The following is a 26,148-nucleotide window of genomic DNA, read 5'->3' as shown; positions in this document are numbered from 1 at the left end:
AGGGTGCTATTGCTTTACGGGAACACCGCCGAAATTCTCGATCAGTTCACTTGCACCATCCGACCGGCTGAAATCGATGAAGGCCTCCATCTGACCGTCCATCGTCCCCTGCTTGTAGATAAGGGCCAAAGTGACTGCACTTGGATAGCCTGCGTCAGTCGGGTGATTTCCGTCGACTTTGAGTACGGACAATCCATCTTCGAGAGGCTTTGAATAGGGGCCGAACGCAATCGCACCCTCAACGTCCTTTGCCGTGTTGATTGCTTCTTGGGTTGTGACGGCCGTTTTCGACCGGGGCGAGAACTTCAACTGTTTCCAGCCCGGCATGGAAGAACGCAGAACCTGGAGCGTGCTGTCGGCATCTTCGCGCCGGACAAGCTTCACGCGCATGTCCGCGCCACCAAGATCGGACCAGTTGCTGATCTCACCGGTAAACAGTTTTACCAGATCTTCGCTCGAGATAGAGGTGATGCCAGTGGAAGGATGCGCAAAGATCGCACTCGGGATTTTTGCGATCGGCAGGTAAACGAGGCCGAAGTCAACTTCGCTATCCTTCAGGGGTCTTGCGACCCTGCCAAGCCGTTCTGCACCAGAACTCACGGCGGCAATCCCACCACCGGAACCGATGCTCGGAGGAATCGAAAGTTCGATGTCCGGATGAGCGGACTGGAAACCCTCTCCGATTTCGCGGAGCATTTCCAGACCGTCGCCTGTTCCGACCACGTTCAGTGTGGAATCAGCCGAGACAGAACCTGTTTGAGAGAAAATAACGCCCAGCGACAATGCCAAGCCAAATGCAAAGGTACGCATTACGACCACCCATGTTTATTTTGACAATCAAAGTGCCATCTCCAAGTTAATTAAAAACTAAAGTACCGATATTTTTTACAATTAACATGTTGTAAGAATTAATGAATGCAATAAATACGTATGTTGTTACAACTCAATTACAACTTAACTTTGCACGACATCTTCCCAAAGGTAATTTTTTCCTATTCCAGATCGCAAAATGCAATCACGAAAATCACACGGGCTTCCCGGGTTCGCTGGATTTTTTTAGAGAAAGGTTGAATTACTCAATTAAAGCCGGGGCAAAATCTGCCCGACAACTTAGTAATTGCAATGGCTTGCAGTTCCCGTTTCTTTTTGGGATTTTTCCATGGAGTTGGAACAACTGGAGGCTGTTTTCAGCTTAACAAAATTTTTCATGCCACCGGCGCAGCAGAACTGTTGCGAACAACAAGTTCCACATCAACAAAAACCGGCTTATCTTTTGCTATCTCGGCGTTCTTGTTCAGATCGATACATTCCAGCAGCAGAGCAGCCGCCTTTGTTCCGAGTGCGTGCCTGTCCTGACGAATGGTGGTCAGGGAAGGAACGTAAAAGTCCGACAGTTCAATGTCGTCAAATCCCACGACGGAAATATCTTCAGGCACCCTCAAGCCTCCCGCGGTCAAAGTGGACATCAGTCCGAAGGCCACCTGGTCCGAAGCGCAGAAAACCGCTGTCGGGCGATGCTTCATGCCGAGGATCCTGGTTGCTGCCAACCGGCCGGACTCAAGGGAAAAATCGCCTCGGATAATCCACTCATCGCGCGACGGCAAACCGAGCCGGGCACGCTCTTCCAGCATTCCCTCCCGGCGCGCATGTGTGAGGACGTTGTCAGAAGGCCCCGTGACATGCGCAATTTTTCGGTGCCCGAGCTCATAAAGATGTTGTACCGCGAGCCTGGCGCCCTGGATGTTGTCGCTTCTTACCGAGGGCAGCTGAGCGTTGTGCACCCATTCACAGGCAAAAACGATCTTGTCCGCGACCCCGTTTTCCCGGAATTGATGAAGCTCCTTTTCCGAAAGCCCACCATCGAGACAAATCATGCCGTCGATCTGAGAATCGAGAAAGTAGTCGACAAGGAACTTGCCGGTCGTTGCATGATCCTTCGTGTCTGCGATCAGAACGGATGTGTCTTCATCGCCAAAACGCTCGCTGATGCCTGCAAGTATTTTGGAAAAGAACGGATTTCCCAGGTTGGGCACGAGAACCAGCACGGCGCCCGCCTGACGCGTTCTGAGCGTTCGGGCCGCCTTGTTTACGCGGTAGCCGGTGGAGCGGATAGCGGCAAAAACACTTTCGCGGGTCGCTTCTGTCAAAAGGTTGGGATTGCTGAGTGCGCGGCTGACAGTGGCCGTTGAAACACCCGCTGCCCGGGCGACGTCTCGAATGCGCGCATTTTTCTGGACCAATGCCGTCTCCGGAAGTTTGTTTTGCGTTTGACCACATTCCGGGTTGACACAGAGCCATTTCCCTAGAATGATAAATGTAATCGATTACATCAATGATACTACAAAATGTAATCGATTACAAAGTGAGGCGAAAGCCACATTCAGAGGACAATCGAACACGCGGTGTTCGATGGGAGGATAACATGAAGTCATTACGCGTAGTTTTTGCTGCATCCACGGCTCTTTGCGCTGCAACGGCCGCAAACGCAACCGATCTCGAGGTTACCCATTGGTGGACATCGGGTGGCGAAGCGGCTGCTGTTGCTGAGTTCGCAAAGGCATTCGACGCAACGGGCAACAAGTGGGTTGACGGCGCTATCGCAGGTTCGGGTGGCACAGCACGTCCGATCATGATCAGCCGTATCACGGGCGGAGACCCGATGGGCGCCACGCAATTCAATCACGGCCGTCAGGCAGAAGAACTGGTCGAAGCCGGCCTCATGCGCGATCTCACCGATATTGCAGAAGAAGGTAACTGGAAGGAACTGGTGTTCCCGCCCTCCTTGCTCGACAGCTGCACGCTGGACGGCAAAATCTACTGCGTGCCGGTCAATATTCACTCGCCGCAATGGCTCTGGCTGAACAACGCCGCGTTTGAGGACAACGGCCTGGCTGTTCCCACCAACTGGGACGAATTTGTCGCCGCTGCACCTAAGCTTCAGGAAGCCGGCATCGTGCCGCTGGCAATGGGCCAGCAGCCTTGGCAGACAACGCTTGCGTTCCAAACGCTCCTGACTGCCCTGGCAGGCCCGGAAACCTACACGAAAGTTTTCGGCGAAAAGGATGCTGATATCGCTGGTGGGCCAGAAATGGCCAAGGTCTTTGAAGCGGCCGCAACGGCCCGGGATCTGGCGAAGGATTCCAATGTTCAGGCCTGGAACGATGCCACGAACCTGGTCATCACCGGCAAGGCCGGCGGCCAGATCATGGGTGACTGGGCGCAGGGTGAATTCCAAGTCGCCGAGCAGGTGGCCGGCAAGGACTATACCTGTCTGCCGGGCCTCGGCGTGAACGAAGTGATCCAGACAGGCGGTGATGCGTTCTACTTCCCGAAAGTGGATGACGAAGCGATCACGGCGGCACAGGGTGAACTTGCCAAGGTCATGATGGCTCCGGCGACGCAGGTCGCCTTCAACCTGAAAAAAGGATCTCTTCCCGTGCGCGGAGACGTGGACCTTTCAGCGGCGAATGACTGCATGCGCAAAGGCCTCGATATCCTGGCCAAAGGTGACATCATTCAAGGCCCCGACCAGCTCATGTCCGCCGACAGCCTGACGCAGGTCAACGACCTGTTTGTCGAGTTCTTCAACAATCCGGAAATGTCCGCCGAAGACGCACAGAAGCAATTAGCGTCGATCATCAGCAGCGCGGACTGATCCCGTCACCCTCCGCCGCCCGGACCGTCGTCGTCAACTTACGTCCGGGCGGCGTCCTCCAGCCCTGCGCGCAGAAATGCGCGCAGGGACTTCCGGGTGCATGCCGATACTTATTCAAAAAGGCTCTAGGACATGGCCGCAGCAACAGGCCCATCTAGGTGGCACAAGAATCTAAGCGCCAAAGTGGCGGCGCTGCCGATGATCACAACCGCTGTCGTCGTCTTCATCGGCGGAACGGCCTGGACAGTGGTTTATTCCTTCACGAATTCCAAGCTGCTTCCCAGAGAGAAATTTGTCGGCTTTGCGCAGTACGAGCGTCTCTGGAGCAGCAGCAAATGGTTGATATCCATTGAGAACCTGGCGATCTACGGTGCGTTTTCGCTGATCTTTTCGCTCCTCATCGGCTTCATGCTTGCAGCACTGCTCGACCAGAAGATCCGCTTTGAAGACACGTTCCGGACGATCCTGCTTTATCCGTTTGCGCTGAGTTTCATCGTGACCGGTCTTGCCTGGCAATGGATCCTCAATCCGGACTTCGGCGTGCAGGAGGTCGTGCGCAGTCTCGGCTGGGAGAGTTTTGCGTTCGATCCGCTTTATAATCCCGAAATTGTCATCTACGGCATACTCATTGCCGGTCTTTGGCAGGGGACGGGCCTTATCATGTGCCTCATGCTGGCGGGTTTGCGCGGCATCGACGAGGATATCTGGAAGGCCGCAAAGATCGACGGCATCCCGATGTGGAAGACCTACATCTTCATCGTCATTCCGATGATGCGGGGTATCTTCATTACCGCCATCGTCCTGATCGCATCCGGCATCATCAAGGTTTATGACCTGGTCGTTGCTCAAACGGGCGGCGGTCCCGGCATCTCCTCCGAAGTGCCCGCCAAATACGTCTACGACGCAATGTTTCTCTCACAAAACCTCGGGCAGGGCTTTGCCGCTTCGACCATGATGCTGCTCACGGTGGTCATCATCGTTGTGCCGTGGGCCTATCTCGAATTTGGAGGGAAGCGCCGTGGGTAACGTGACCAAAACCTCCGCTCAAGTAGAGCTCGCGCCCGCCGCTCAGGAGATGACCGGGCCACGCGGACGCAAGCCGCGCAAAGCGCTGTCGCGCCGCAATATCATGATCTACGGCACATTGATCGTGGTTTCGCTTTACTACCTCCTGCCGCTCTACGTCATGATCGTGACGTCGCTGAAGGGCATGCCCGAAATCCGGCTAGGCAACATCTTCTCGCCGCCGGTTGAGATCACCTTCCAGCCGTGGGTGAAGGCCTGGGCAGAAGCCTGTACTGGTCTCAATTGTGACGGCCTGTCGCGCGGGTTTTTCAACTCGGTCAGAATTCTCGTACCGTCGGTCATCCTTTCGATCGCGATTGCCTCCGTCAACGGCTATGCGCTCGCCAACTGGCGTTTCAAAGGATCCGAGACGTTCTTCACAATCCTGATCGTCGGTGCCTTCATCCCCTATCAGGTGATGATCTATCCGATCGTGATCATGCTGCGCGAAGTCGGCCTTTACGGCAGCCTGACCGGCCTGGTGATCGTGCACACGATTTTCGGCATGCCGATCCTGACCTTGCTGTTCCGAAACTACTTTGCATCGGTTCCGCAGGAGCTGTTCAAGGCCGCCCGCGTTGATGGCGCGGGGTTCTGGGGGATCTATTTCAGGATCATGGTTCCGATGAGCCTGCCGATTTTCGTGGTTGCAATGATCCTGCAGGTCACAGGTATCTGGAACGACTTCCTGTTCGGCGTCATCTACACCAAGCCGGACCTTTATCCGATGACCGTGCAGCTCAACAACATCGTCAACTCCACGCAGGGCGTTAAGGAATACAACGTCAACATGGCCGCGACGATCCTGACCGGGCTCGTGCCTCTCACCATCTATTTCATCTCCGGCAAACTCTTTGTCCGCGGCATCGCCGCCGGCGCCGTGAAAGGCTGAAGAGACGTCTCATGGAAACCAACTACAGCATCTCTATCAAGAACCTGGCTTTGAGCTTCGGAGCCCTCGATGTCCTGAAGGACCTCAACCTGAATGTCGGGCAAGGCGAATTTCTTGTTTTGCTCGGATCTTCAGGCTGCGGCAAGTCAACGCTGCTCAACTGCATCGCCGGGCTTCTGGATGTTTCGGACGGTCAGATCTTCATCGGCGGCCGGAACGTAACCTGGGAAGAGCCTTCCAAGCGAGGTATCGGCATGGTGTTTCAAAGCTATGCGCTCTACCCCCAGATGACCGTTGCCGGAAACCTGAGTTTCGGGTTGAAAAACGCCGGGTTGCCGAAAGCCGAGATCGAGGAACGGGTCAACCGCGCAGCGAAGATCCTCCAGATCGAGCCGCTGCTCAAGCGCAAACCCGCCGCTCTCTCCGGAGGACAACGCCAGCGCGCGGCGATCGGCCGGGCCCTTGTGCGCGATGCCGATGTCTTCCTGTTCGATGAGCCTCTCTCCAACCTCGACGCAAAGCTGCGCGCGGATCTCAGGGTCGAGATCAAGCAACTGCACCAGAAACTCAGCAACACGATGATCTATGTCACGCACGACCAGATCGAAGCGATGACGCTTGCCGACCGGATCGCGATCATGCGCGGCGGCCAGATCCTGCAGCTCGCCTCACCAAACGAGATCTACAACAGGCCCGCCAGCAAGTATGTCGCCGAATTCATCGGATCACCAACCATGAATTTCTTCGACGGCGAGATCGTCGGCGGCGACGGGCTGCGCTTTTCCACCGGCGATCAGCTGTTCCCGCTTGAGGGCTATCAGTTCCGGGACGACCTTCCGGTTCAGGGCCCTGCCTGGTTCGGCATACGGCCGGAACACATGGCCACCGGGGTCGAAGCACAGGCAGCCCCGATCCAATTGAACGGGCAGATCGAATTGCTGGAACCCCTCGGATCAGACACGCTTGCGCGGGTCGATATCGGCGGCCGGTCCATCTGGGTACGCATGGACGGACAGGCAAACGTGCATGACGGTGACAGCATCGTCGTCGGGTTCGACCCGGCACGGGCGAATATCTTCGAAAAATCAACTGAAAACCGGATCTAACAGACCTCCTCCAACCTTCAGGACAATCGTCATGAACGTGTCTTTTCAACTTTACTCCGCGCGCAATTTCTCACCGTGGGAACCTGTGCTCGAACATCTTGCAAACCTTGGCTACACGCAGGTGGAAGGGTTTGGCGCCGTCTACGAGGACGCCTCTGCCTTCAGAGCTCTTCTGGACAAGCATGGACTTGCGATGCCGTCGGGCCATTTCTTCCCGTTCGAGCAGTTCATGGATGATATCGGCAAGGTGCTGGATACGGCAAAAACGCTTGGGATGAAGCGTCTTTTCGTGCCCGCCATACCGCCAGAGCAACGCGCCGCGGATGCGAGTGCGTGGGTATCGCTTGCTCAAAATCTTGAGGAAATCGGGAAAAAAGTGCGCGACGCGGGACTGCGGTTCGGCTGGCACAATCACGATTTCGAGTTTGCCGCCTGCTCGGACGGCCGACTGCCCATGGATATCCTGATGGAAAGCGCGCCGAGCATCGAATGGGAGGCCGATATTGCCTGGATTGTTCGTGGTGGCCAGGATCCGCTTTTGTGGATCGACCGCTATGCCGACCGGATCACAACGGCCCACGTCAAGGATATCGCCCCTGAAGGCGAGTGCATTGATGAAGATGGCTGGGCCGATGTCGGTTATGGCGTCATGGACTGGAAAGGCCTGACCACCGCCTTACGCAACATCGATGTCGACCTGTTTGTCATGGAGCACGACAACCCCTCCGATTTCGAGCGCTTTGCGAGCCGCTCGATCACATCGTTCCAAAAGTTCTGAGGACCTGACATGACTGACAAACTTGGTATCGGCATCCTTGGATGCGGAAATATTTCGGCTGCCTACATGCGCCTTGCGCCCCTGTTTGAGGGCATCGAAGTGCGCGCATGCGCGGACCTCAATTCAGACGCCGCTAAGGCGCGGGCTGAAGAGTTCAACCTGAGAGCGGAAACCGTCGACGGCCTTCTGGCAGCAAACGATATCGACATCATCGTCAATCTGACGGTTCCAGCAGCGCATTTTGACGTCTCGAAAAGCATCCTGGAGGCAGGAAAACACGTCTATTCAGAAAAGCCGTTCGTCCTCAGTATTGAAGAAGGCCAGGCTCTTGCCAAACTCGCGGCCGAGAAGGGACTGCGTGTCGGATCCGCGCCAGATACGTTTTTGGGCGGCGCGCATCAGCTCGCCCGTCATTTGATCGATCAGGGTGCGGTCGGCCTCGTCACCTCGGGAACCTGTTTCGTGCAGAGCCCCGGCATGGAGATGTGGCACCCCAATCCGGACTTTTTCTTCCAGCCCGGCGGCGGCCCAATCCTCGACCTCGGCCCCTACTACGTTTCCAATCTTGTGCAACTGCTCGGGCCGGTCAAGCGGGTGACCGCCATGAGCTCATCCGGTTCGGAATACCGCACGATAACCTCCAAACCGCGCCATGGTGAAAAGATCAAGGTGGAGACACCAACAACGATCCATGCGGTCATGCAGTTCCATTCCGGCGCTCAGGTGACCTATTGCGCCAGCTGGGATGTCTGGCAGCACGGGCATTCCAACATGGAGCTGTACGGCCAGAACGGCACCCTGCACGTTCCAGATCCGAATTTCTTCGGCGGAGAGATCCGGATGACGGAGAAAGGAGCTTTCGTGACGGTGTCGGAGGACTGGAAACATCCCTTTTCCGTCGCGAATGACGGACCGCACGCGAATTACCGGACCGCTGGTCTGGCCGACATGGCCCTTGCCATTCTGCAGGGGCGCCCGCACCGATGCTCGCTTGAGTTTTCGCTCCATGTCGTAGATGTGATGACATCTATCCTCGCTTCCGGCGACGCGGGTGAGTACAAGGACATTCTCACCACATGCGAACGTCCTGAGGCCCTTGGCCCGCAAGCGGCGCAGGACCTGCTGGCTCAATCGGAGACATCATGACCTGGCAAGCTGCACAAGCACGTTATGACACTATGGAATACCGCCGATGCGGGAAATCCGGCCTGAAATTGCCGGTCATCTCGCTCGGCCTCTGGCATAATTTCGGCGGCGACACGCCACATGAACTGAAACGGGACATTGTCCGGACCGCGTTCGATCACGGCATTACCCATTTTGACCTCGCAAACAACTACGGTCCACCCCCCGGATCCGCCGAAGAAGCCTTCGGCGAGATCCTCAAGACCGACTTCGCGCCTTACCGGGATGAGATCATCATCTCCTCGAAGGCCGGTTATCGCATGTGGAGCGGACCCTATGGCGAATGGGGCAGCCGAAAGTATCTGATTGCGTCCTGCGAACAGTCTCTCAAGCGGATGGGCCTCGACTATGTCGATATTTTCTATTCGCACCGCTTCGACCCTGAGACGCCCCTGGAAGAAACGATGACGGCGCTGGACCAAATCGTGCGGTCCGGCAAGGCGCTTTATGCGGGCATTTCCTCTTACAATTCCAAAAGAACCCGTGAAGCCGCCGCTATCCTGAAAGAACTCGGAACCCCGTGCCTCATTCACCAGCCCAGCTACTCCATGATCAACCGCTGGGTGGAGGAAGACGGCCTGCTCGATACGCTTGAGGATCTCGGCATCGGATCCATCGCCTTTACGCCTTTGGCCCAGGGGATGCTGACGAATAAATATCTCAAGGGCATTCCGGAGGGCAGCCGGGCGACCCAGGGCAAATCGCTCAAGAACGAGTTTCTGAGCGAAGAAACGCTCAATGCGATCAGATCGCTCAATGCAATTGCCGAGCGGCGCGGGCAGAGCCTTGCACAGATGGCGTTGGGCTGGGTCTTGCGCAAGGGCCGCGTGACAACGGCGCTTATCGGTGCGAGCCGGCCAGAGCAGGTCACAGACTGCGCGGCGGTCGTGAACAACATGGAGTTCACGGACGCGGAGTTGCAGGAAATCGAAGCCACCACGGTTGAGGCGAACGTCAATCTCTGGGCGGCTTCTTCCGAGCGACAAGGACCGTCCCGCTGATGATCCGGAACCCGATCCTGCCAGGCTTCAACCCGGACCCTTCGATTTGCCGGATGGACGATGAGTATTTCATCGCCACCTCGACGTTCGAATGGTTTCCGGGTGTTCAGATCCACAGATCGAAAGACCTGGTCAACTGGGATCTGGCCTGCCGGCCGCTGGATCGGGCCTCGCAACTGGACATGCGCGGGAATCCTGACAGCGGCGGCATCTGGGCGCCATGCCTCAGCTATTCGGACAACCGTTTCTGGCTGGTCTATACCGACGTCAAGCGCCTTGATGGCAACTTCAAGGACGCGCACAACTATCTTGTGACGTCGCCAATGATCGGGGGCCCGTGGAGCGATCCGGTCCACCTCTCTTCGCACGGTTTCGATCCTTCGCTCTTCCACGACGATGATGGCCGGAAGTGGTATCTGGTTCTGCAATGGAACCATGTATCAAGTTCGGTCGGCGGCAAACCGCGGACATCGGCATTTGACGGCATTCTTCTTCAGGAATGGTCGGAAACGGAAGGCCTGATCGGCGAGCCTGAGACGATCTTCTCCGGCAGCTCTCTCGGACTGACGGAAGGACCGCATCTTTATAAACGCAACGGCTGGTACTACCTCACCGTTGCCGAAGGCGGCACCGGCTATAATCACGCGGTCACAATGGCGCGGTCCCGGTCGATCAAAGGCCCGTATGAACTGCACCCTGATACGCATCTGATCACCGCGAAGGACGTTCTCGACTGGCCGCTGCAACGGGCAGGCCATGGCCAGATCGTTGAAACGCCTGATGGCGGGGTCTATCACACGCATCTTTGCTCCCGCCCGCTTCCCGGCCGGTTTTCGCCGCTCGGACGCGAAACCGCGATCCAGAAATGCGTCTGGCGCGACGACTGGCTCTATCTTGAAAATGGCGGGCCGCTGCCGCAGGTCGAGGTGCCGGGTCTGAACGCAGCGGTCGCAAGGCCGCCGCAAAAGACCGAACGGATTTTTGTCGGCAACGAGTTACCCCCGGAGTTCCAGTGGCCCAGAACACCTCATCCGGAGCGGCTGTTCACGCTCACCGGGTCCGAATTGCGTCTTACCGGGCGGGAGAGTATAGGCAGCTGGTATGAACAGTCTCTGGTCGCGCGCAGACAAGAGCATATCACCTACCGTGTCGAGACAACGCTTTCCGGCTTCAAACCGGACACCTACCAGCAGGCGGCCGGTCTGACGACCTACTACAACCGGCACAAGTTTCATTTACTCGCTGTCAGCCGGACAGAGGAACTCGGCCGCTGCCTGATGCTGATGTCCTGCCCAGGGAACTGGCCGGATGGCAACATGGAGTTTCCAGCTGCTCATATCGCGATCGAGGACGGTCCGGTGGACCTAGCCGTCGAAGTGACCGGCGCACAACAGCAGTTTTTCTGGCGGCAGAAGGCCGATTGGTCACCGTTCGGGCCTGAGCTTGATGCGAGTGTGATTTCGGACGAAGGTGGCCGCGGAGAACACGCATCCTTTACCGGTGCGTTCGTCGGCATGATCGCTTTCGACACAACAGGCTGCGGCAAGACGGCCGAGTTTCAACGATTTTCATATGCACCTGAAGGAACCTGACAGCCAAGACGGTTGCGCGTTCGACAAACTGGGAGGACCCCATGGCAGGACTGATAAAAGGGCCGGCAATTTTCCTGGCACAATTTGGCGGCGACGAAGCGCCCTTCAACAGCCTTCCTTCGATCGCGAAATGGGCCGCCGGGCTCGGTTACAAGGGCATCCAGATCCCAACCTTCGACAGCCGCCTGTTCGATCTCGACAAGGCGGCGGAAAGCCAGGCCTATTGCGACGAGGTCAAGGGCATCTGTTCGGACGCCGGTGTCGAGATCACGGAACTCTCCACGCATCTGCAGGGGCAACTGGTCGCAGTCCATCCTGCATATGACTTGGCATTCGACGGTTTCGCGCCGGCCAGCCTCCACGGCAATCCGGCAGGTCGGCAGGAATGGGCGGTTGACCAGATGAAAAAGGCCGCTGTCGCCAGCCGCAACCTTGGCCTTGATGCCTCTGTCAGTTTCACGGGTTCACTCGCCTTTCCGTATCTTTATCCCTGGCCGCAACGCCCGGCCGGGCTGATCGAAGAGGCCTTTGCGGAACTGGCAAGACGGTGGAAACCGATCCTGGACGTCTATGAGGACCATGGTGTCGATGTCGGCTATGAAATCCATCCGGGTGAAGACGTATTCGACGGCATCACATTTGAAATTTTTCTGGATGCGCTCAACGGCCACAAACGCTGCCAGATCAACTACGACCCGTCGCACTTCCTGCTGCAGCAGCTGGACTATCTGGCATTCATCGACATCTATCACGAGCGCATCTGCGCCTATCACGTGAAAGATGCGGAGTTTAATCCCGACGGGCGGCAAGGCGTCTATTCGGGTTACCAGGGCTGGGTCAATCGCGCGGGCCGCTTCCGGTCCCTCGGTGATGGCCAGGTCGACTTCTCCGGCATTTTCTCAAAGCTTGCGCAATACGGGTACGACAGCTGGGCCGTCCTGGAGTGGGAATGCTGCCTGAAATCGCCCGAACAAGGTGCGGCTGAAGGCGCACCTTTCATCGAGAGCCACATTATCGAGGTGACCGACAAAGCATTCGACGACTTTGCCGGTGGCGATACGGATCAGGAACAGATCCGGAAAATGCTCGGGCTCTAGGGCTCCGGACAAACCTGTCCGAAGTCAAAGCCACCCGAGCCCCCACCCCTTTTACCTTCCCACAGGGCGTCAGGGGTGGGGGTCATCCGTTCCTGTGGTCAACAGGCCAAGGGATGGAAAGTGCCCGCGCCTGGAAAACCGACACCTGATCAAGACTGAGCCTGACGCCCGCGATGGGGATGTGGCTTATCTTGCAGGGCCTCCAAGACCTCACCTGCTTTCCCTTCGACCGCCCGCAAAAGTCACAACACCAACGATGATCAGGCCGGTCAGGATCAATCTCAGGCCTGCTGCAGCACCGAACGTATTCAGCATTGCCACCAGCAGGAAGAGAAAGAGCGCAGATCCGAAAATTCCGGGAACATTGGAATTGCCCCCGGCAATCGACGAACCGCCAATCACCACGACCGCGATGGAAGCGAGCAGATATTCCTCGCCCATGTTCAGTGACGAGCCGCCGGAAAATCCAGCCAGAAACACACCGCAGAGAGCAGCGAGGACGGCCGAGAGCGTGTAGGTCAGGTACCTTATGCGCTCAATCGGGACGCCCGCGAGCCGCGCCGCGCGCGTGTTCTGACCGAAGGCCGTCACGGACCTTCCGTAAATCGTGCGGTTGAGCACCACTGCCATGAGAACTGCAAAGGCAATCACCAGAAGCGCGAGAATGGGCACGCCAGCGATCTTTGCGGTCGAGATCCATTCCAGTGCGAGCGGTGGCTTTATCTTGACGCCGCGCCCAAGCGCTATGGCGCTCGATTGCACGAGAAAACTGGACGACATGGTGGCGATGATCGGCGGAATACTCAGCACACGGATCAGGCCGTAGTTGAACAGGCCGACAAGGAGGCCGATACCTACCGCGGCCAAAACGCCAGGCACAATCATGGTGTTCGATCCGTCCATCACCATCATCGACACGACTGCAGACAGAGTAATCGTGGAGGGTATCGACAAGTCGACGTTGCCCGGTCCGAGTGTGATCACGAACATCTGTCCGATGCCGACCATCACGAAGAAGGTGGAAAACGACAAGGCCGTTGATGCCAGCGCCAAGCCGCCCGTTCCACTTATGTAAGCTGCTGTAACCGCCCAGGTCGTGAATGCTGCAAGAAACGACCAGCTCCAGGGATGCTGGCGCATGAAGGACTCTACCCGTTTCATCGGCGTGCCTCCATCCGGTTCACGATGGCTCTCAATGCCAGCACGATGATCAGGACCGCACCCTGCGCACCGATCTGCCAGTCCGGCGAAATGCGCAGGAAGGACAGGAATGAGGCCGTTAGTGTCAGCGTCATGGCACCGAGGACCGCGCCCACTGGTGAGATCCGGCCGCCGACAAACTCACCTCCGCCGAGGATAACGCCGGCAATGGACAGAAGCGTATAGCGCAGAGCGATATTTGCATCGGCGGACGTGGCCAGACCAACCAGCGTCAATCCCGCCAGAATGCCGAAGACCGCCGTCATCGCATACATCGTCATCTTGAGCTTCAGCACCGACCAACCGGCGCGCGTAATTGCTCTTTCATTGCCGCCGACACCGCGCATCAGAACACCCCAGGAGGTGCGCATCAGCGCGAAGTGGACCACAAGCGCCAAAACGACGGCGGCCAGTATCGGCATGGGTATGTAAGGCGGCTTGAAAGTGACCAGGGCCCGAATCCAGTCCGGTGCGCTGCCACCCGGCGTCGGCAAGAGCAGAACAGCGCAGCCGGACCAGACAAAGGACATTCCAAGCGTGACGACTATGCTCGGCAGCTGCCGGATATAAATCAGTGCTCCCATCGCGGCATAGACCAAGATACATCCCAACAGCGCCGCGATGCCGAGCAATGGTGTTTCGTGCAGCCAGGTCGCGCCGATACAGGCCACAAGCGAGACGAAGCTGCCGATCGACAGATCGAGGTCATTTACGGCGATAACGAACATCTGCGCGATCGTTGCAAGCGCAATGGGGACGGCCAGATTGAACAGCAGATTAAGTCCGAAATAACTCATTGCGCGCGGTTGGAGCCAGAACACACCCAACAACACGAAGGTGAGCGACAGCGCAGGCAGCGCCCCGCGCCAAAAGCGGGCGGATGTAAAGAATTGCAGTCCGCTCATGCCGCCCCGCTCACCTGCTTGAAGGACGCCTGCAGCAAGTTTTCCTCGGTAATGTCGCTGCCGACCAGTGTCTCGCTCAACAGCCCGTCGCGGAACACATAGACCCGATCGCAATAGTCCAATTCTTCCATCTCGGTTGTGTACCAGAGGAACGTCCTCCCCTGAGAGGCTTCCTGCCGGATGATCGCGTAGACCTCGTTCTTCGTGCCGATATCAACGCCGCGCATAGGGTCGTCCATGAGGACAATATTCGCGGCGGACCCCAACGCTCTGGCGAACAGCACCTTCTGCTGGTTGCCTCCCGACAGGGACAGTATGGGGGCCTCTACATCCGGTGCGCGAATTCCGATCCGGTCCTTCCAAGCTTCGGCGAGCTCCTGCTCCCGTTCGTTTCTGATCAGGGCACCGGAGCGCAGCCTCCTTAAGGACGCGATCCCGATATTCTTGCGGATTGACCAGAGCGGCAGTACTCCATCCACCTGCCTGTCTCCAGCAACAAAGCAGCAATCGTTGCCGCCACGGCCGGACGGCAAGACGCCGTGACCCTCAAAAATCTGCAACAAGGCTTCCGTCTGACCCTGGCCGGCTAAACCCGCAAAGCCGATGACTTCACCTGCCTGTGCGCGAATGGTCTGCTCATCCGGCTGACCGGACGGGCGCATGTGGATCCGTTCCTCGCCGATCGCCTGCCCGGCTTGAGCGTCCCGGCGGGGTGCGGCCCCTGCCACCAGTGTGCTGCCCATGGCTTCCACAAGACTGCCGCGATCAAAATCTGATGCGTGTCTGAAGGCGACGACACGTCCATCCTTCATCACCGCGATCTTGTCGGAAACCTGCAATATTTCGCCCAGCAGATGCGAGATCAGAACCACGCTCGTCCCGGAGACTGTAATTTTTTCGATGTACTCAAGCAGCTGGTTCGCAACGCGGGCATCCAGCGAGGATGTCGGTTCGTCCAGAATGACAAGCCGCAGATCTGTTTCCGTGACGGTGAAGGCACGCGCGATCTCAACCATCTGCCGTTTTGAAATCGAGAGATCGCCAACGATGTCGAAAGGCGAAATTCCGTGCCCCGGAAAGATTCGCTCCAGCTGATCCATTATCAAGACAGAAGCGCGTTTGCGCCATGCGAAACCCTTCAGAACCGGATGAATGATCCGTGTGTTTTCCGCGACCGAAAGGTTGGGACAGAGCGACAGTTCCTGAAAGACACAGCGGATGCCCAGTCTCCCGGCATCCTGCACGGCATAGCCCCGGCCAAGATCCTTATCCGCAATCGACAGGCTGCCGTCGCTCGCTTCCAGGGTCCCGGCCAGGATGTTCATCAAGGTGGACTTGCCGGCGCCATTGTGGCCGACAAGTCCGAGACATTCTCCGGCATGGATATTCAGATCCACACCGCTCAGGGCCTGTACCGCCCCGAAGACCTTTTGAATTCCTGTCAGGGAAATCAAAGGGCTCACAGTTTCCGTTGTCATTGCTCCTCCGGAAATCGAACGGACGGTACCGGCACTTTTTACTTTACGCTTTCCAGATAGGCCTTGGCGTCATCGAGTGAGTATTCGACGTTGGAGACGCCGCCCGGCTCGGTGTTGGCCAGGCCCTCTTCGAGGTCCGCCTGATCAATCTGCAGGAAAGGCACAATCAGTTCCTTCGGTACATCCTGTCCGTCGAGGATCTGCTGCGCAACCCAGAAGGCCAGCGTCGAGACGCCGGGTGCAATGGAGACCGACATGGTCTCATAACCATTGGCGTCCTTCTGCTCCTTCCACCATGTCAGTTCATCGTGACGGTTGCCCATGATGATGATCGGCGTCGGCCGGCCGGCAGCCGCGAAGGCCTGGGCAGCGCCATAGCCGTCACCACCCTGTGTCACGACCGCGACAATCTCAGGCATGCTCGGCAGAATTCCGGCAACCGCCTTTTGAGCGACCGTCTGTGTCCATTCGCCATGAACGGATCCGGCAATGTTGAACTTGTCATGGTTGGCGACACCCGCCTCAATACCCGAATGGATCTCGTCGTCGACGAAAACACCTGCAAGGCCGCGGATTTCAAGCAGCTCACCGCCATCCGCCAAACGCCCGGACAGATAATCGACCTGGATTTCACCCATTTTCTTGAAGTCAACCGCAATGCGCCAGGCGCACGGCTCCGTGACAACACCGTCGAAGGACACGACGACGATGCCCGCATCACAGGCCTCCTTGACCGCGCCGTTGAGCGCTGTCGGCGAGGCTGCATTGACCACAATTGCATCATACCCCTGAAGGATCAGGTTCTGGATCTGTGCGGCCTGTTCGGTGGCCTGGTTTTCTGCCGTAGTGAATGCATCGCCGGCAGCAACAACACCTGCGCTGACCGCCTGATCGGCATTTTTGCCCCAGGACTTGAGCATGGCCTGACGCCAGCTGTTACCTGCGTAGTTGTTCGACAGCGCAATCCGCTTGTCAGAAGTATCAGCCACCGACGGCTGAAGAGCTGCAACAGTCATGGCAAGAGCGGTAGTCGCAAACAGTAGTGATTGACGTATTCTCATGATTTCCTCCCAATCATTCGTAATTCGCTTCAGGTCGTCAGAAAGCACTCCTCCGGGTTGATCCTCGAACACCCACATAGATCGCATAGAGCGACGTTGTTGCCGTAATGAAGAGGCGGTTGTTCTTGGGGCCACCGAAAGTCAGGTTGGACACCGCCTCAGGCACTGCGATGCGCCCCAGAAATTCCCCCTCCGGTGAGAAAACCTGAACGCCATTGCCCGAACTCGTCCAGACGTTTCCGAATTCATCGAGCCTGAACCCATCGGGAACGCCCGGTGCTATTTCAGCGAAAACACGCTCGTTTTGAACCTTCTCACCCGCCACCAGATCAAAGACCTTGATATGATGAGGCCCGTCCGTCTGGTGTGATACGCCCGTATCCGAAACGTAGAGACGTCTTTCATCGGGTGAAAACGCCAGTCCATTCGGTTTGACCATCGTGCGTATCACAGCATTGATTTCGCCCGTTTCCGGCTGAAGCCTGTAGACATAACACCCGTCCTGCTCAGGATCCGCCCGTTCGCCTTCATAATCTGTAAGGATCCCGTATGTCGGGTCTGTGAACCAGATCGTCCCATCCGACTTGACGACGACATCATTCGGCGAGTTCAGTCTTTTGCCGTCAAAATGCGAGGCAAGGACCGTCCGGGTCCCGTCGTGTTCGCGGCGGGTGACCGCGCGGCTGAGATGTTCGCAGCTGACCAGGCGGCCTTCCCCGTCGATTGTGTTGCCGTTGGCGTGATTTGAAGCGGCACTCAACGTTCTTGTGCCCAGGCCTTCAACCCATTGCAGGATGCGATTGTTCGGGATGTCAGACCAGACAACGCAATCCGATGCGGCAAGATATGCAGGTCCTTCGGCCCACAGGCACGTATCGAAAAGGCGCTCAAGATGACAGATCGGGATCACTAGATCCTTCATCCGGTCGCACGCTATTTCAATGCCGTCGTGCACTGGCCGCTCGCTCCCTTTATGCGCCGGTCGCGAGATCCGATCCGGCGTCGTTTTTCGTTTGTTTGAAGAGCTTTTCATGCGCCCTGCAGAATGTATGCTGTAGTTTCGGCAAGAGTTTTGCGGGAACCCGCATCGATTGCTGCAGATTTCAACGCCTTCTCGGCGGAATGAGCGTGGGAGATAAGGACCGGAGACCGCTATCCTTGGAAGACCAAAGCAAAAACACCGGAGCAAGTGCCATTAGCACCGAAGCCATGCTGCAGCGGTTTCTGCTGATCTCCAGAGCCGTTGCCGGTCAACTGGATTTTCAGTCACTGATCCAGAAAGTGTCTGAAGAAGTCGGTTTTTTTCTTCCTCATGATCATATCGACGTCTGTATTCTGACGGGCGAAGGCGACATGCACGTCGCGTACGAAGCCCGCCTCCATACGGGGTGGGGCGACGCGCCGGAACCGGTTCCGATTTCCGTCAGCCCGATCCGCAGCATCCTTCGCGGCAAGGAAGACTTCATCCTGACCGAGGACGCACAGCTGGACGAACGCTTCCACTTCGACGGTGCATTCAGCGACCCGATTTTTGATGCCCGCCTGCGCAGCCGCTTGCACGTGCCGCTTCAGGTGGAGGGCAAAGTGATCGGCGCGCTTTCCTACTCCTGCCACGCGCGCGGCGTTTATAACGACAGCCACGTCACAATCGCGCAGTATGTTGCCGATCTACTGTCTTCCTATATCCACGCCCTGAACCAGGGAGAGCGTGCGCGTAAAGCCGCTATCCGGCAGGCGGAAATTCATGCCCATGCGGAGGGCCTGCGCGCCGGAGCGCTGCGGTTGACCGAAGCGCTTGAGCTGGAGCGGCAGCGGATCGGCATGGATCTGCACGACCAGACACTGGCCGACCTGACGCGGCTCAATCATGAACTGCGCAGGCTTCGGCAAACGCCGAAGATCCCGGGCGATGCATTGCATGCAGTTACAGACCGGCTTGAAGGCTGTTTGCAGGAACTCAGGGGTATTATTGAAGACGCCCGGCCGAGCGTTCTGAAGCTGTTCGGCTTCGAACAGGGGATCGAAGCCCTGCTCGACAGGGCGGTCGCCTCACAGGAGCGGCCGATTGAGGTGGAGTTTGCCGATGAAACCGTCGGTGCGGGCAACAGGCTGCAGGAAACGCTTCAGATCGCCCTGTTCCGAATCACGCAGGAAGCGGTCAACAATGCAATCAAGCATGCAGATGCATCGCGCATATATGTGTCGCTGTCAGAAGGCGGCGGAAACCTTTGCCTGTCCGTATCCGACGACGGGCGCGGGCTGACACACGGCGACACAGATCATCTGGGCGGTATTGAAAACATGCGCACACGGGCAACGCTCATCTCGGCCGACTTCAGTATTGAACCCTGCCAGAACATGCCCGGCACACGCGTCCGCGTGACGTTGCCGGTCGCAAGCGCCGCACCAAGTGCCATTACGGAGCCGGAGCGAGAAGATGCGTATCTTGATAGTTGAAGACGACGTGCTGCACCGGTCGTTTTTACGTGAGGTCGTCGAGCGGGAACTGCCCGACGTGACGGATCTGAAAGAAGCGCGAAATGGTGATGAAGGCATTGCACTTGCCATGGAGCACCAGCCGGATGCGATCGTCATGGATCTTCAAATGCCCAACCGGACCGGCGTCGAGGCAGCCCGCGCCATTTGGCACCGGGAACCGGAAACCCGGATTCTGTTCTGGTCGAACTACGCCGATGAAGCCTATGTGCGCGGAATTTCTCGTATTGTGCCCGCAGGAGCGTCCTACGGATACATATTGAAATCAGCGTCCGAAGACCGTTTGAAACTGGCCCTGCAGGGCGTCTTTGTCGAAGAGCAGTGCATCATCGACAGGACTGTGCGCGGTGTTCAGCAGCGGGCGGATGATCGTTTGCAGGGCCTGACAGATTCCGAATATGAAGTCCTGATAGACATTGCGCTTGGCCTGACTGACAGAACAATCTCACGCAGGCGGGGAATATCGCTGCGGAGCGTCCAAAGCCGTTTGCAATCGCTCTACGAGAAACTTGGCTTGGATCAGGATTCCGACAGAGACGCGGATGGGGCCGCTGTTTTCAACAGCCGCTCACGCGCCGTCAGCATCGCCTTTGTGCGGCGCCTTGTGAACGGAAAGGCGATTGAAGCCGCCGAGCTCGACTACCAGGCATGGGCCAACTCGACGAGCCAGGGTGAACCGCACTAGCGAGTTCACTAACTGTCGCAATGAAGCCGCAAAGCAACGTGGCTCGCTCGGCATTACCCCAACACCTCTGCGACGGCATGTTTGGAGAGTTTTTCCGGATCGACCCTGACGCCGAGACCTGCTCCTTGCGGCACGTAGACCCGCCCGTTTTTCACCGGGAACGGGTCCGCCAGAATATCATCTTCTGCATAGTAGGTCGCCATGTAGAATTCGCATTCAAGGATCAGATCCGGCACCGCCGCCATGAGATGTGCGCCGGCGGCATGTGCAAGACCGGTCTCGAACATGCAGCCGCCATAGACCTCGATCCCGGCCGCGCGAGCGATCGTCGCCACCTCGAGCGCGCGGCGGATACCGCCAGATTTCATGATCTTCAATGAAAAGATGTCAGCCATACGGATCTGCGCTGCATAAAGCGCGCCCTTCGGATCGAAGACGCTTTCGTCAGCCATAATCGGCGCGTCGATCACATCAGTCAGATGCGCCATGACCTCGCGCTCGTGCATTTTGACCGGCTGCTCGACAAAGGTCGGGCGAAATGCCTCAAGATCGCGGACACGGCGTACGGCATCGTAGGCTGGCAGCCCCTGATTGTAGTCGATGCGGATATCTGCTTCCTCGCCATAGATCTCACGCATTTTCTCCAGACGCATGAGGTCGAAACGGTGATCTGAAAAACCCGTCTTGAGCTTGAAGATCCTTACGCCGTCCTCCCACATGCCGGCAACGTCTTCCAGGTCCTTGCCGAAATCGGGATTGGCGATGGAAAAGCTCATGCCCATGTCGTCGCGCATCCGGCCACCGACCAGTTCTGAGACCGACAGGCCCGAGATCTGCCCGGTTATATCCAGAAGCGCCATTTCGAGCGCGGCCTTGGCCTCCGGATGCCCGACAACGATCTTGTCCGCCATCGACATATGCTTTTCGACTTGAACCGGATCCTGACCGATCAGTTGCGGCCGCAGATACACATGCAGGGCCGCAGCGCATCCTTCCGCCGTGCCGGTGAACACTGGCCAGGGCGAAGCTTCTCCCCAGCCTTTGATGCCTGTGTCGGTGGTTATTTCCAGGATGGCGACGTTGATCCCGGCAACGTCGCCGCTGCCATGCGAATGCACCGCCTTTGCGGGGATGCTGATCCTGTGGATGCGGATTGTCTCGATTTTGTGCCCGCTCACGCGAACCTCCGATATCGGTTTGATGCGACTTTCGGGCTTTGATACCTATTCGGGCCGGACGACCAGAACCGAGCACGACGCAAAACGCGACACCCGGGCCGCATTGGGGCCGATAAACAAATCCTTCACAGTCGGTCTGCTTGCGCCGATGACGATAAAGCGTGCAGCCAGGTGCTCTGCATGTTCGATCAGCTTTTCGTAAACGACGCCGCGCAACACATCGCTCGAATATGGCACGTCTTGCCAATCGAACTCGCCTGCATAAGCGGCGAGATCCTTGCGTGCGTCCACTTCGACCTGATCGCGCATCTCGTCGGGAATGTAGGCCTGCACATAGGTGTTTTGCTGATCCGGTATCACAAAGACAAGTTCGACGGTGGCCGCATGGCTCTGTGCCAACATGATCGCCTCGCGGACCACACAGGCATCGGACTCCCTGTGGTGCAGATCGACGGCGGCAATGATCTTGACGTCTGCCATCACGAGACCTCTTTGAACGCTAACTGCAATTGCGGACCAGGAGGCGGCAGCGGCCTGCCGCCTCCTGCCAATGTCATCCTCGAGGACCGCGCATGTTGTCCGGCAGGAAGGTGGCCAATTCGGGCAGGAAGATCATCACAAAAACCATCAGCACCATGATCAGGAACAAAGGGATCGCGGTCTTGGCGATGTAGCCCATTTCGTGGTCGGTAATCCCCTGCATGACGAACAGGTTGAACCCGATCGGCGGCGTGATCTGCGCCATTTCAACCACGATCACAATGAAGATCCCGAACCAGATCAGATCAATGCCTGCGCCAACCACCATTTCCTGAACAATCGCCATGGTCAGAACAACGGACGATATCCCGTCGAGAAACATTCCGAGCAGGATGTAAAACAGCATAAGCGCCATCAGGAGCGAGAATTGGGAGAGCTGCAGGCTCTCGATAAACTCCGCCAGGGCGCGCGGCAATCCGGTAAAGCCCATTGCGAGCGTCAGGGCCGTCGCTCCCATCAGGATCAGCGCAATCATTGCCGATGTCCTGGTTGCGCCCAGCAGGCTGTCGATGAATGTCTCTTTCGTGAGCGATCCTTGCGCGGCCGCCAGGATGAACGCGCCAATGACACCGATCGAAGCCGCTTCGGTTGCAGTTGCCCAACCACCATACATCGATCCGATGACAACAAGGATGAGCAGGATGATCGGGATCAGAAAGCGGCTTTCACGCAGCTTTTCGGAAATGCTCATGCGGTTGGCGATCTTCGGCACTTCCGCGGGGCGAAGGAATGACCAACCGGCAACGTAGGCCATGAACATGCCTGCAAGCACGATGCCTGGTAAAATGCCTGCCATGAACAGCTTGGAAATCGACTGCTCGACAGCAACCCCGTAGACGATCAGCGTCAGCGACGGGGGGATCATGAGACCGAGGGTTGCCGCTCCGGTCAGCGTTCCGATCGTCATGTATTCGGGATAACCGCGTTTGCGCAGTTCCGGGATAGACATCTTGCCGACAGTTGTAAGCGTTGCCGCCGAGGACCCGGAGACCGCGGCAAAGATCGTGCAGCCGACGATGTTCACATGTACCAGACCGCCCGGCATTCGCTGCATCCACGGACTGAGACCACGGAACATGTCCTGCGACAATCGGCTTCGGAACAGGATCTCGCCCATCCAGATGAAGAGCGGCAGTGCAGTCAGGGTCCAACTGGAAGACCCGGTCCAGATGCGCGTCAGCATGGCATCGCCAGCCGGGCGCGAGGTGAACATTTCAAGTCCGAGATAAGCAACACCGAAAAGCGCCAGCCCCACCCAGACGCCCGTCCCGAGAAGCAGGAATAGAACGAACAGGAAGATGAGAACGAGGTAGATCTCTTCCATGTCTTACTCCCCCTGCGTTTTGGTCGCGGGGACGTGGATATTGTCCCGGCCGGTAAACAGCGTTGTCACGAGATTGTCGAATGCACAGATGGCCAGAAGCACCGTTCCGGCAGCCATGGACATCTGCGGTATCCAGATCGGCCAGGCATCGTGACCCTGGCTGATTTCGTTGAAGCGGTAGCTTTCGTAGGTGAACTTGATGGCATAGCGCGCGAACAGATATGTCAGATAGCTGGCAATCGCCCAGCACCAGATCTCACCGAATTTTCGGTAGCGCCCGAGCGCGGTCAGCAAAAGACTGACCCGAATGTGGCTGCCGCTGTTGAGCGCGTATGGCAAAGCGAGGAAGGATGCCGCCGCCATGCAGTAGCCCGTGAAGTCGGGCGCGCCGGTGATGATCCCGCCGCCCCATCTTGCGACCATCTGCGAGGCCACGAAGAACAGGATGAGGATCAGGAAAACCGCCGCCAGATATCCGGCGAATTTGTAAAGCGCATCAAGACTGGTGCGCAAAAGCTTGAAAATAGCCACCGCCGTCCCCCTTCAAAGGCATGAGTGCCCGACAGTAGAAACCGCCGGGCAGAAGTGTCATGCGGGCCGGTTATTGTTTGGCCTTGAATGCGTCGACGATGGCCTTGCCCTGTTCGCCTGCAGTCTCCAGCCACTCTCCCGGTCATGGTCTCACCGATGGCCCGCAGTTCCCCGGCCATCGTGTCGCTCACGCGGCCGGTGGTCATGCCGTTCTTGCCCAGCTCGTTCACGGTGAACTCGTTGTACTGGATGGAGCGCCAGTCACCGGCATATTCGGCCATGGCCGCACAGCCGTTGATGACGTTCTTGGTGGTGTCATCCAGGCTGTTCCAGCTGTCCATGTTGACCATGACATAGTTCCGCGGCAGCCATGCATCGGCGGCATAATAGTGAGACAGGCTTTCCCAGATCTTGCGGTCATAACCGGTGGAGCCGGAAGACACCATGCCCTGTGCAACGCCCGTCGCGAAGGCCTGGCTGATTTCGGCGGCTTCGATCTGCACCGGCTGCATCCCGGCGAGCTCAGCCATGCGCGCGCTGGCGTTGTTATAGGTACGGAATTTCAGACCTTTGACGTCTTCGAGGGAATTCACCTCACGGTCGAAATAAAGGCCCTGCGCCGGCCACGGCACGGAATAAAGCAGGTGCAGGTTCTGATCTGCCAGAATTTTGGTCAGCGGCTCTTTCGCCACCTCCCAGAGCTTTTCGGAATCTTCGAATGAGGTTGCCAGGAAAGGCACGGAATCGAAGCCGAAGATTGCGTTCTCATTCTGGTGACCGGAGAGCAAGCGCTCGCCGATCGGCACCTGTCCGGTCTGGATCGCGCGTTTGATCTCGGCACCCGAATAGAGCGAGCCGCCCGGGTGGGTCTTGATTTCAAGTGTACCACCAGTGCCCAGGGTCACGCATTCGGCAAACTTCTCACCGGTTGCCGAGTGGAAGTTGGTGGCCGCGTACGCCATGGGCATATCCCAGGTTTCGGCCGATGCCGCGCCTGCTGCGAGCGTTGATACGGCAACGCCGGCCATGAGTACTTTCGTCAGTCCGGACATGGAAAACCTCCTCGTTTTTTTGTCCCCTCATGCCCCGCGGATGCGGGACACGCTGCTCTCGTTGACCGACCTAGAACCTTTGCGGATCATAGGCCGACAGGTCGATGTTCTGGCGATTTCCGGATATGAGCCCGGCCAGAATTCGTCCGGTCTTGGGTCCGGCCGTGAGGCCGATGTGATGGTGTCCAAAACCGGCAAAGACACCCGATGCCCCGATTTCTCCGATCAGTGGCAAACTGTCGGAAGGCGCCGGCCGGTGCCCGAGCCAGCTCTCTTCCTTTTCAAACGACAATTTCGGAAAGGTCTGTCTGACCTTCTTGCGCAACAATTCCAGCGGAGCTTTTGACGCAGGCGCATCCAGCCCACCGAATTCGACAACACCCGCACAGCGCAATCCCGCTTTCATGGGCGTGGCGACGAACTTTCCGCTCGTGATCATCATCGGGGTCCGTGGCCCGTCTTCAGCGGCCTGGAACACGATGTGGTATCCGCGTTCGGATTCCAGCGGCACTGCCAATCCCAGTTTCTTCGCCAGATCGCCGGACCAGACACCCGTCGCCAGAACCACTCGTGTGCAGTCCAGGGTCTCCCGCGAGGTGATCACGCCGCAGATGTGACCGTCCACAAAGCTGAAATCCTTGACTTCCGCCTGATGAAAGATCGCACCGAGTTTTTTCGCTTCTTCCGCAAGTGCTGCGATATAGAGACCGGGGTCGCGCACATAGCCATGGTCATGCATCACCGCGAGAAGGCCGATCCTGTCCGACAAGGCCGGTTCGAAGTCCCGGATGTTGTCGCCTTGAAGCACATCCGGCTCGAACCCGGCGTGCCGACGAAGCATCCAGGTATAGGCATCCGCATCGAAGGCTTCCTTCGACGGATAGGCAAAGCTGTAATCGGCATTGACCAGCCACTTTTCGGCGTCCGTTCCCTTGGCGAGCGCTTCATGTTGTGACGGGGAATCGTAGATGATCGGCGCCAGGCTGTCGGCAATGCGCCGGGTGTCCTTGTCGTTGGCATGCGACAGATATTTCAAGAGCCAGGGCATCAGTTTGGGCAGATACGACCAGCGCAGAAAAAGCGGGAAATCCGGATCCAACAGCATTTTCGGGCTTTTGCGGACAAGTCCGGGTGCCGTTACGGGGGCGACGGAGCACGCGGCAAGTACACCGGCATTTCCGTAGGACGTTGAAGACGAGCTTCCTGGTTCAACCCGGTCCACAACAGTGACTTTGACACCTGCCCGGCGCAACCAGATTGCTGTCGACACACCCACGACGCCAGCGCCGATTACAACAACATGTGCCGATGCCGACGCGTTCATGTC

At 57.7% G+C, this 26,148-nt stretch carries 24 protein-coding genes; 11 read left to right on the top strand and 13 right to left on the bottom strand.

Features of this window, described 5'->3' with window-relative positions; genetic code table 11:
- Positions 1 to 6: 6 nt before the first annotated feature.
- Both ABVF61_RS11745 and ABVF61_RS11740 read right to left on the bottom strand, forming a co-directional pair.
- On the bottom strand, positions 7 to 810 hold the full coding sequence (locus ABVF61_RS11745; RefSeq protein ID WP_353993746.1) for a PstS family phosphate ABC transporter substrate-binding protein: 804 nt from the start codon (positions 808 to 810) through the stop codon (positions 7 to 9).
- Positions 811 to 1,205: 395 nt separating this feature from the next.
- Positions 1,206 to 2,240, bottom strand: coding sequence for a LacI family DNA-binding transcriptional regulator (locus ABVF61_RS11740; protein ID WP_353993745.1), 1,035 nt, complete (start codon positions 2,238 to 2,240; stop codon positions 1,206 to 1,208).
- A 182-nt stretch (positions 2,241 to 2,422) separates the two neighbouring features.
- Here ABVF61_RS11740 and ABVF61_RS11735 point away from each other — a divergent pair, with 182 nt between their 5' ends.
- The 9 genes from ABVF61_RS11735 (at position 2,423) to ABVF61_RS11695 (ending at position 12,371) form a co-directional block, all read left to right on the top strand.
- Positions 2,423 to 3,655: an ABC transporter substrate-binding protein gene (locus tag ABVF61_RS11735; RefSeq protein ID WP_353993744.1), complete on the top strand. Its 1,233-nt coding sequence runs from the start codon at positions 2,423 to 2,425 to the stop codon at positions 3,653 to 3,655.
- 132 nt (positions 3,656 to 3,787) lie between these two features.
- Complete coding sequence (locus ABVF61_RS11730; RefSeq protein WP_353993743.1) at positions 3,788 to 4,681, top strand: carbohydrate ABC transporter permease; 894 nt, start codon at positions 3,788 to 3,790, stop codon at positions 4,679 to 4,681.
- 49 nt (positions 4,682 to 4,730) lie between these two features.
- Entirely contained in the window at positions 4,731 to 5,612 is an 882-nt protein-coding gene (locus tag ABVF61_RS11725) for a carbohydrate ABC transporter permease (RefSeq protein WP_353996403.1), read from the top strand.
- 11 nt (positions 5,613 to 5,623) lie between these two features.
- Positions 5,624 to 6,718: an ABC transporter ATP-binding protein gene (locus ABVF61_RS11720; RefSeq protein WP_353993742.1), complete on the top strand. Its 1,095-nt coding sequence runs from the start codon at positions 5,624 to 5,626 to the stop codon at positions 6,716 to 6,718.
- Between the two features lie 31 nt (positions 6,719 to 6,749).
- Positions 6,750 to 7,496, top strand: coding sequence for a sugar phosphate isomerase/epimerase family protein (locus ABVF61_RS11715; protein ID WP_353993741.1), 747 nt, complete (start codon positions 6,750 to 6,752; stop codon positions 7,494 to 7,496).
- A 9-nt stretch (positions 7,497 to 7,505) separates the two neighbouring features.
- Positions 7,506 to 8,642, top strand: coding sequence for a Gfo/Idh/MocA family protein (locus ABVF61_RS11710; protein ID WP_353993740.1), 1,137 nt, complete (start codon positions 7,506 to 7,508; stop codon positions 8,640 to 8,642).
- Positions 8,639 to 9,682, top strand: a complete 1,044-nt coding sequence (gene mgrA, locus ABVF61_RS11705; protein WP_353993739.1) for an L-glyceraldehyde 3-phosphate reductase — start codon at positions 8,639 to 8,641, stop codon at positions 9,680 to 9,682. The genes ABVF61_RS11710 and mgrA overlap by 4 nt, the downstream gene beginning before the upstream one ends.
- Entirely contained in the window at positions 9,682 to 11,274 is a 1,593-nt protein-coding gene (locus tag ABVF61_RS11700; protein WP_353993738.1) for a glycoside hydrolase family 43 protein, read from the top strand. The genes mgrA and ABVF61_RS11700 overlap by 1 nt, the downstream gene beginning before the upstream one ends.
- A 41-nt stretch (positions 11,275 to 11,315) precedes the next feature.
- Entirely contained in the window at positions 11,316 to 12,371 is a 1,056-nt protein-coding gene (locus ABVF61_RS11695) for a sugar phosphate isomerase/epimerase family protein (RefSeq protein ID WP_353993737.1), read from the top strand.
- Positions 12,372 to 12,581: 210 nt separating this feature from the next.
- On the opposite strand, the gene ABVF61_RS11690 is transcribed toward ABVF61_RS11695, so the two are convergent.
- The 5 genes from ABVF61_RS11690 to ABVF61_RS11670 form a co-directional block, all read right to left on the bottom strand.
- Positions 12,582 to 13,532, bottom strand: a complete 951-nt coding sequence (locus ABVF61_RS11690; RefSeq protein WP_353993736.1) for an ABC transporter permease — start codon at positions 13,530 to 13,532, stop codon at positions 12,582 to 12,584.
- On the bottom strand, positions 13,529 to 14,476 hold the full coding sequence (locus ABVF61_RS11685; protein ID WP_353993735.1) for an ABC transporter permease: 948 nt from the start codon (positions 14,474 to 14,476) through the stop codon (positions 13,529 to 13,531). Before ABVF61_RS11685 ends, ABVF61_RS11690 begins: the two co-directional genes overlap by 4 nt.
- Complete coding sequence (locus ABVF61_RS11680; RefSeq protein WP_353993734.1) at positions 14,473 to 15,954, bottom strand: sugar ABC transporter ATP-binding protein; 1,482 nt, start codon at positions 15,952 to 15,954, stop codon at positions 14,473 to 14,475. Before ABVF61_RS11680 ends, ABVF61_RS11685 begins: the two co-directional genes overlap by 4 nt.
- 38 nt (positions 15,955 to 15,992) lie before the next feature.
- The gene (locus tag ABVF61_RS11675; protein WP_502949995.1) at positions 15,993 to 16,970 is read right to left on the bottom strand and encodes an ABC transporter substrate-binding protein; all 978 of its coding nucleotides are present in this window, start codon (positions 16,968 to 16,970) and stop codon (positions 15,993 to 15,995) included.
- 82 nt (positions 16,971 to 17,052) lie between these two features.
- Complete coding sequence (locus ABVF61_RS11670; protein WP_353996402.1) at positions 17,053 to 17,937, bottom strand: SMP-30/gluconolactonase/LRE family protein; 885 nt, start codon at positions 17,935 to 17,937, stop codon at positions 17,053 to 17,055.
- 236 nt (positions 17,938 to 18,173) lie between these two features.
- Between ABVF61_RS11670 and ABVF61_RS11665 the strand changes: the two genes are divergently transcribed.
- A complete protein-coding gene (locus tag ABVF61_RS11665; protein WP_353993732.1) occupies positions 18,174 to 19,472 on the top strand; it encodes a GAF domain-containing sensor histidine kinase in 1,299 nt (432 codons plus the stop codon).
- Complete coding sequence (locus ABVF61_RS11660) at positions 19,453 to 20,196, top strand: response regulator transcription factor (protein WP_353993731.1); 744 nt, start codon at positions 19,453 to 19,455, stop codon at positions 20,194 to 20,196. Before ABVF61_RS11665 ends, ABVF61_RS11660 begins: the two co-directional genes overlap by 20 nt.
- A gap of 53 nt (positions 20,197 to 20,249) precedes the next feature.
- Here ABVF61_RS11660 and ABVF61_RS11655 read toward each other — a convergent pair whose 3' ends face one another.
- From ABVF61_RS11655 to ABVF61_RS11630, 6 genes are all read right to left on the bottom strand, one after another.
- Positions 20,250 to 21,374 (bottom strand): enolase C-terminal domain-like protein, encoded by a 1,125-nt coding sequence (locus ABVF61_RS11655; protein ID WP_353993730.1) that lies wholly within the window; start codon positions 21,372 to 21,374, stop codon positions 20,250 to 20,252.
- Between the two features lie 45 nt (positions 21,375 to 21,419).
- Complete coding sequence (locus tag ABVF61_RS11650) at positions 21,420 to 21,854, bottom strand: universal stress protein (protein WP_353993729.1); 435 nt, start codon at positions 21,852 to 21,854, stop codon at positions 21,420 to 21,422.
- A 73-nt stretch (positions 21,855 to 21,927) separates the two neighbouring features.
- Positions 21,928 to 23,238 carry a TRAP transporter large permease gene (locus tag ABVF61_RS11645; RefSeq protein ID WP_353993728.1) on the bottom strand — a complete coding sequence of 437 codons (1,311 nt, stop codon included), beginning with the start codon at positions 23,236 to 23,238 and terminating at the stop codon, positions 21,928 to 21,930.
- A gap of 3 nt (positions 23,239 to 23,241) precedes the next feature.
- On the bottom strand, positions 23,242 to 23,769 hold the full coding sequence (locus ABVF61_RS11640) for a TRAP transporter small permease (protein WP_353993727.1): 528 nt from the start codon (positions 23,767 to 23,769) through the stop codon (positions 23,242 to 23,244).
- Positions 23,691 to 24,821, bottom strand: coding sequence for a TRAP transporter substrate-binding protein (locus ABVF61_RS11635; protein ID WP_353993726.1), 1,131 nt, complete (start codon positions 24,819 to 24,821; stop codon positions 23,691 to 23,693). Before ABVF61_RS11635 ends, ABVF61_RS11640 begins: the two co-directional genes overlap by 79 nt.
- Positions 24,822 to 24,891: 70 nt before the next feature.
- A complete protein-coding gene (locus ABVF61_RS11630; protein WP_353993725.1) occupies positions 24,892 to 26,145 on the bottom strand; it encodes an NAD(P)/FAD-dependent oxidoreductase in 1,254 nt (417 codons plus the stop codon).
- Positions 26,146 to 26,148 lie beyond the last annotated feature (3 nt).

Source organism: Roseibium sp. HPY-6, assembly GCF_040530035.1.
GTDB lineage: Bacteria > Pseudomonadota > Alphaproteobacteria > Rhizobiales > Stappiaceae > Roseibium.
Note: the sequence above shows the minus strand (reverse complement) of the source record. Positions and strands in the feature narration are given on the sequence as shown.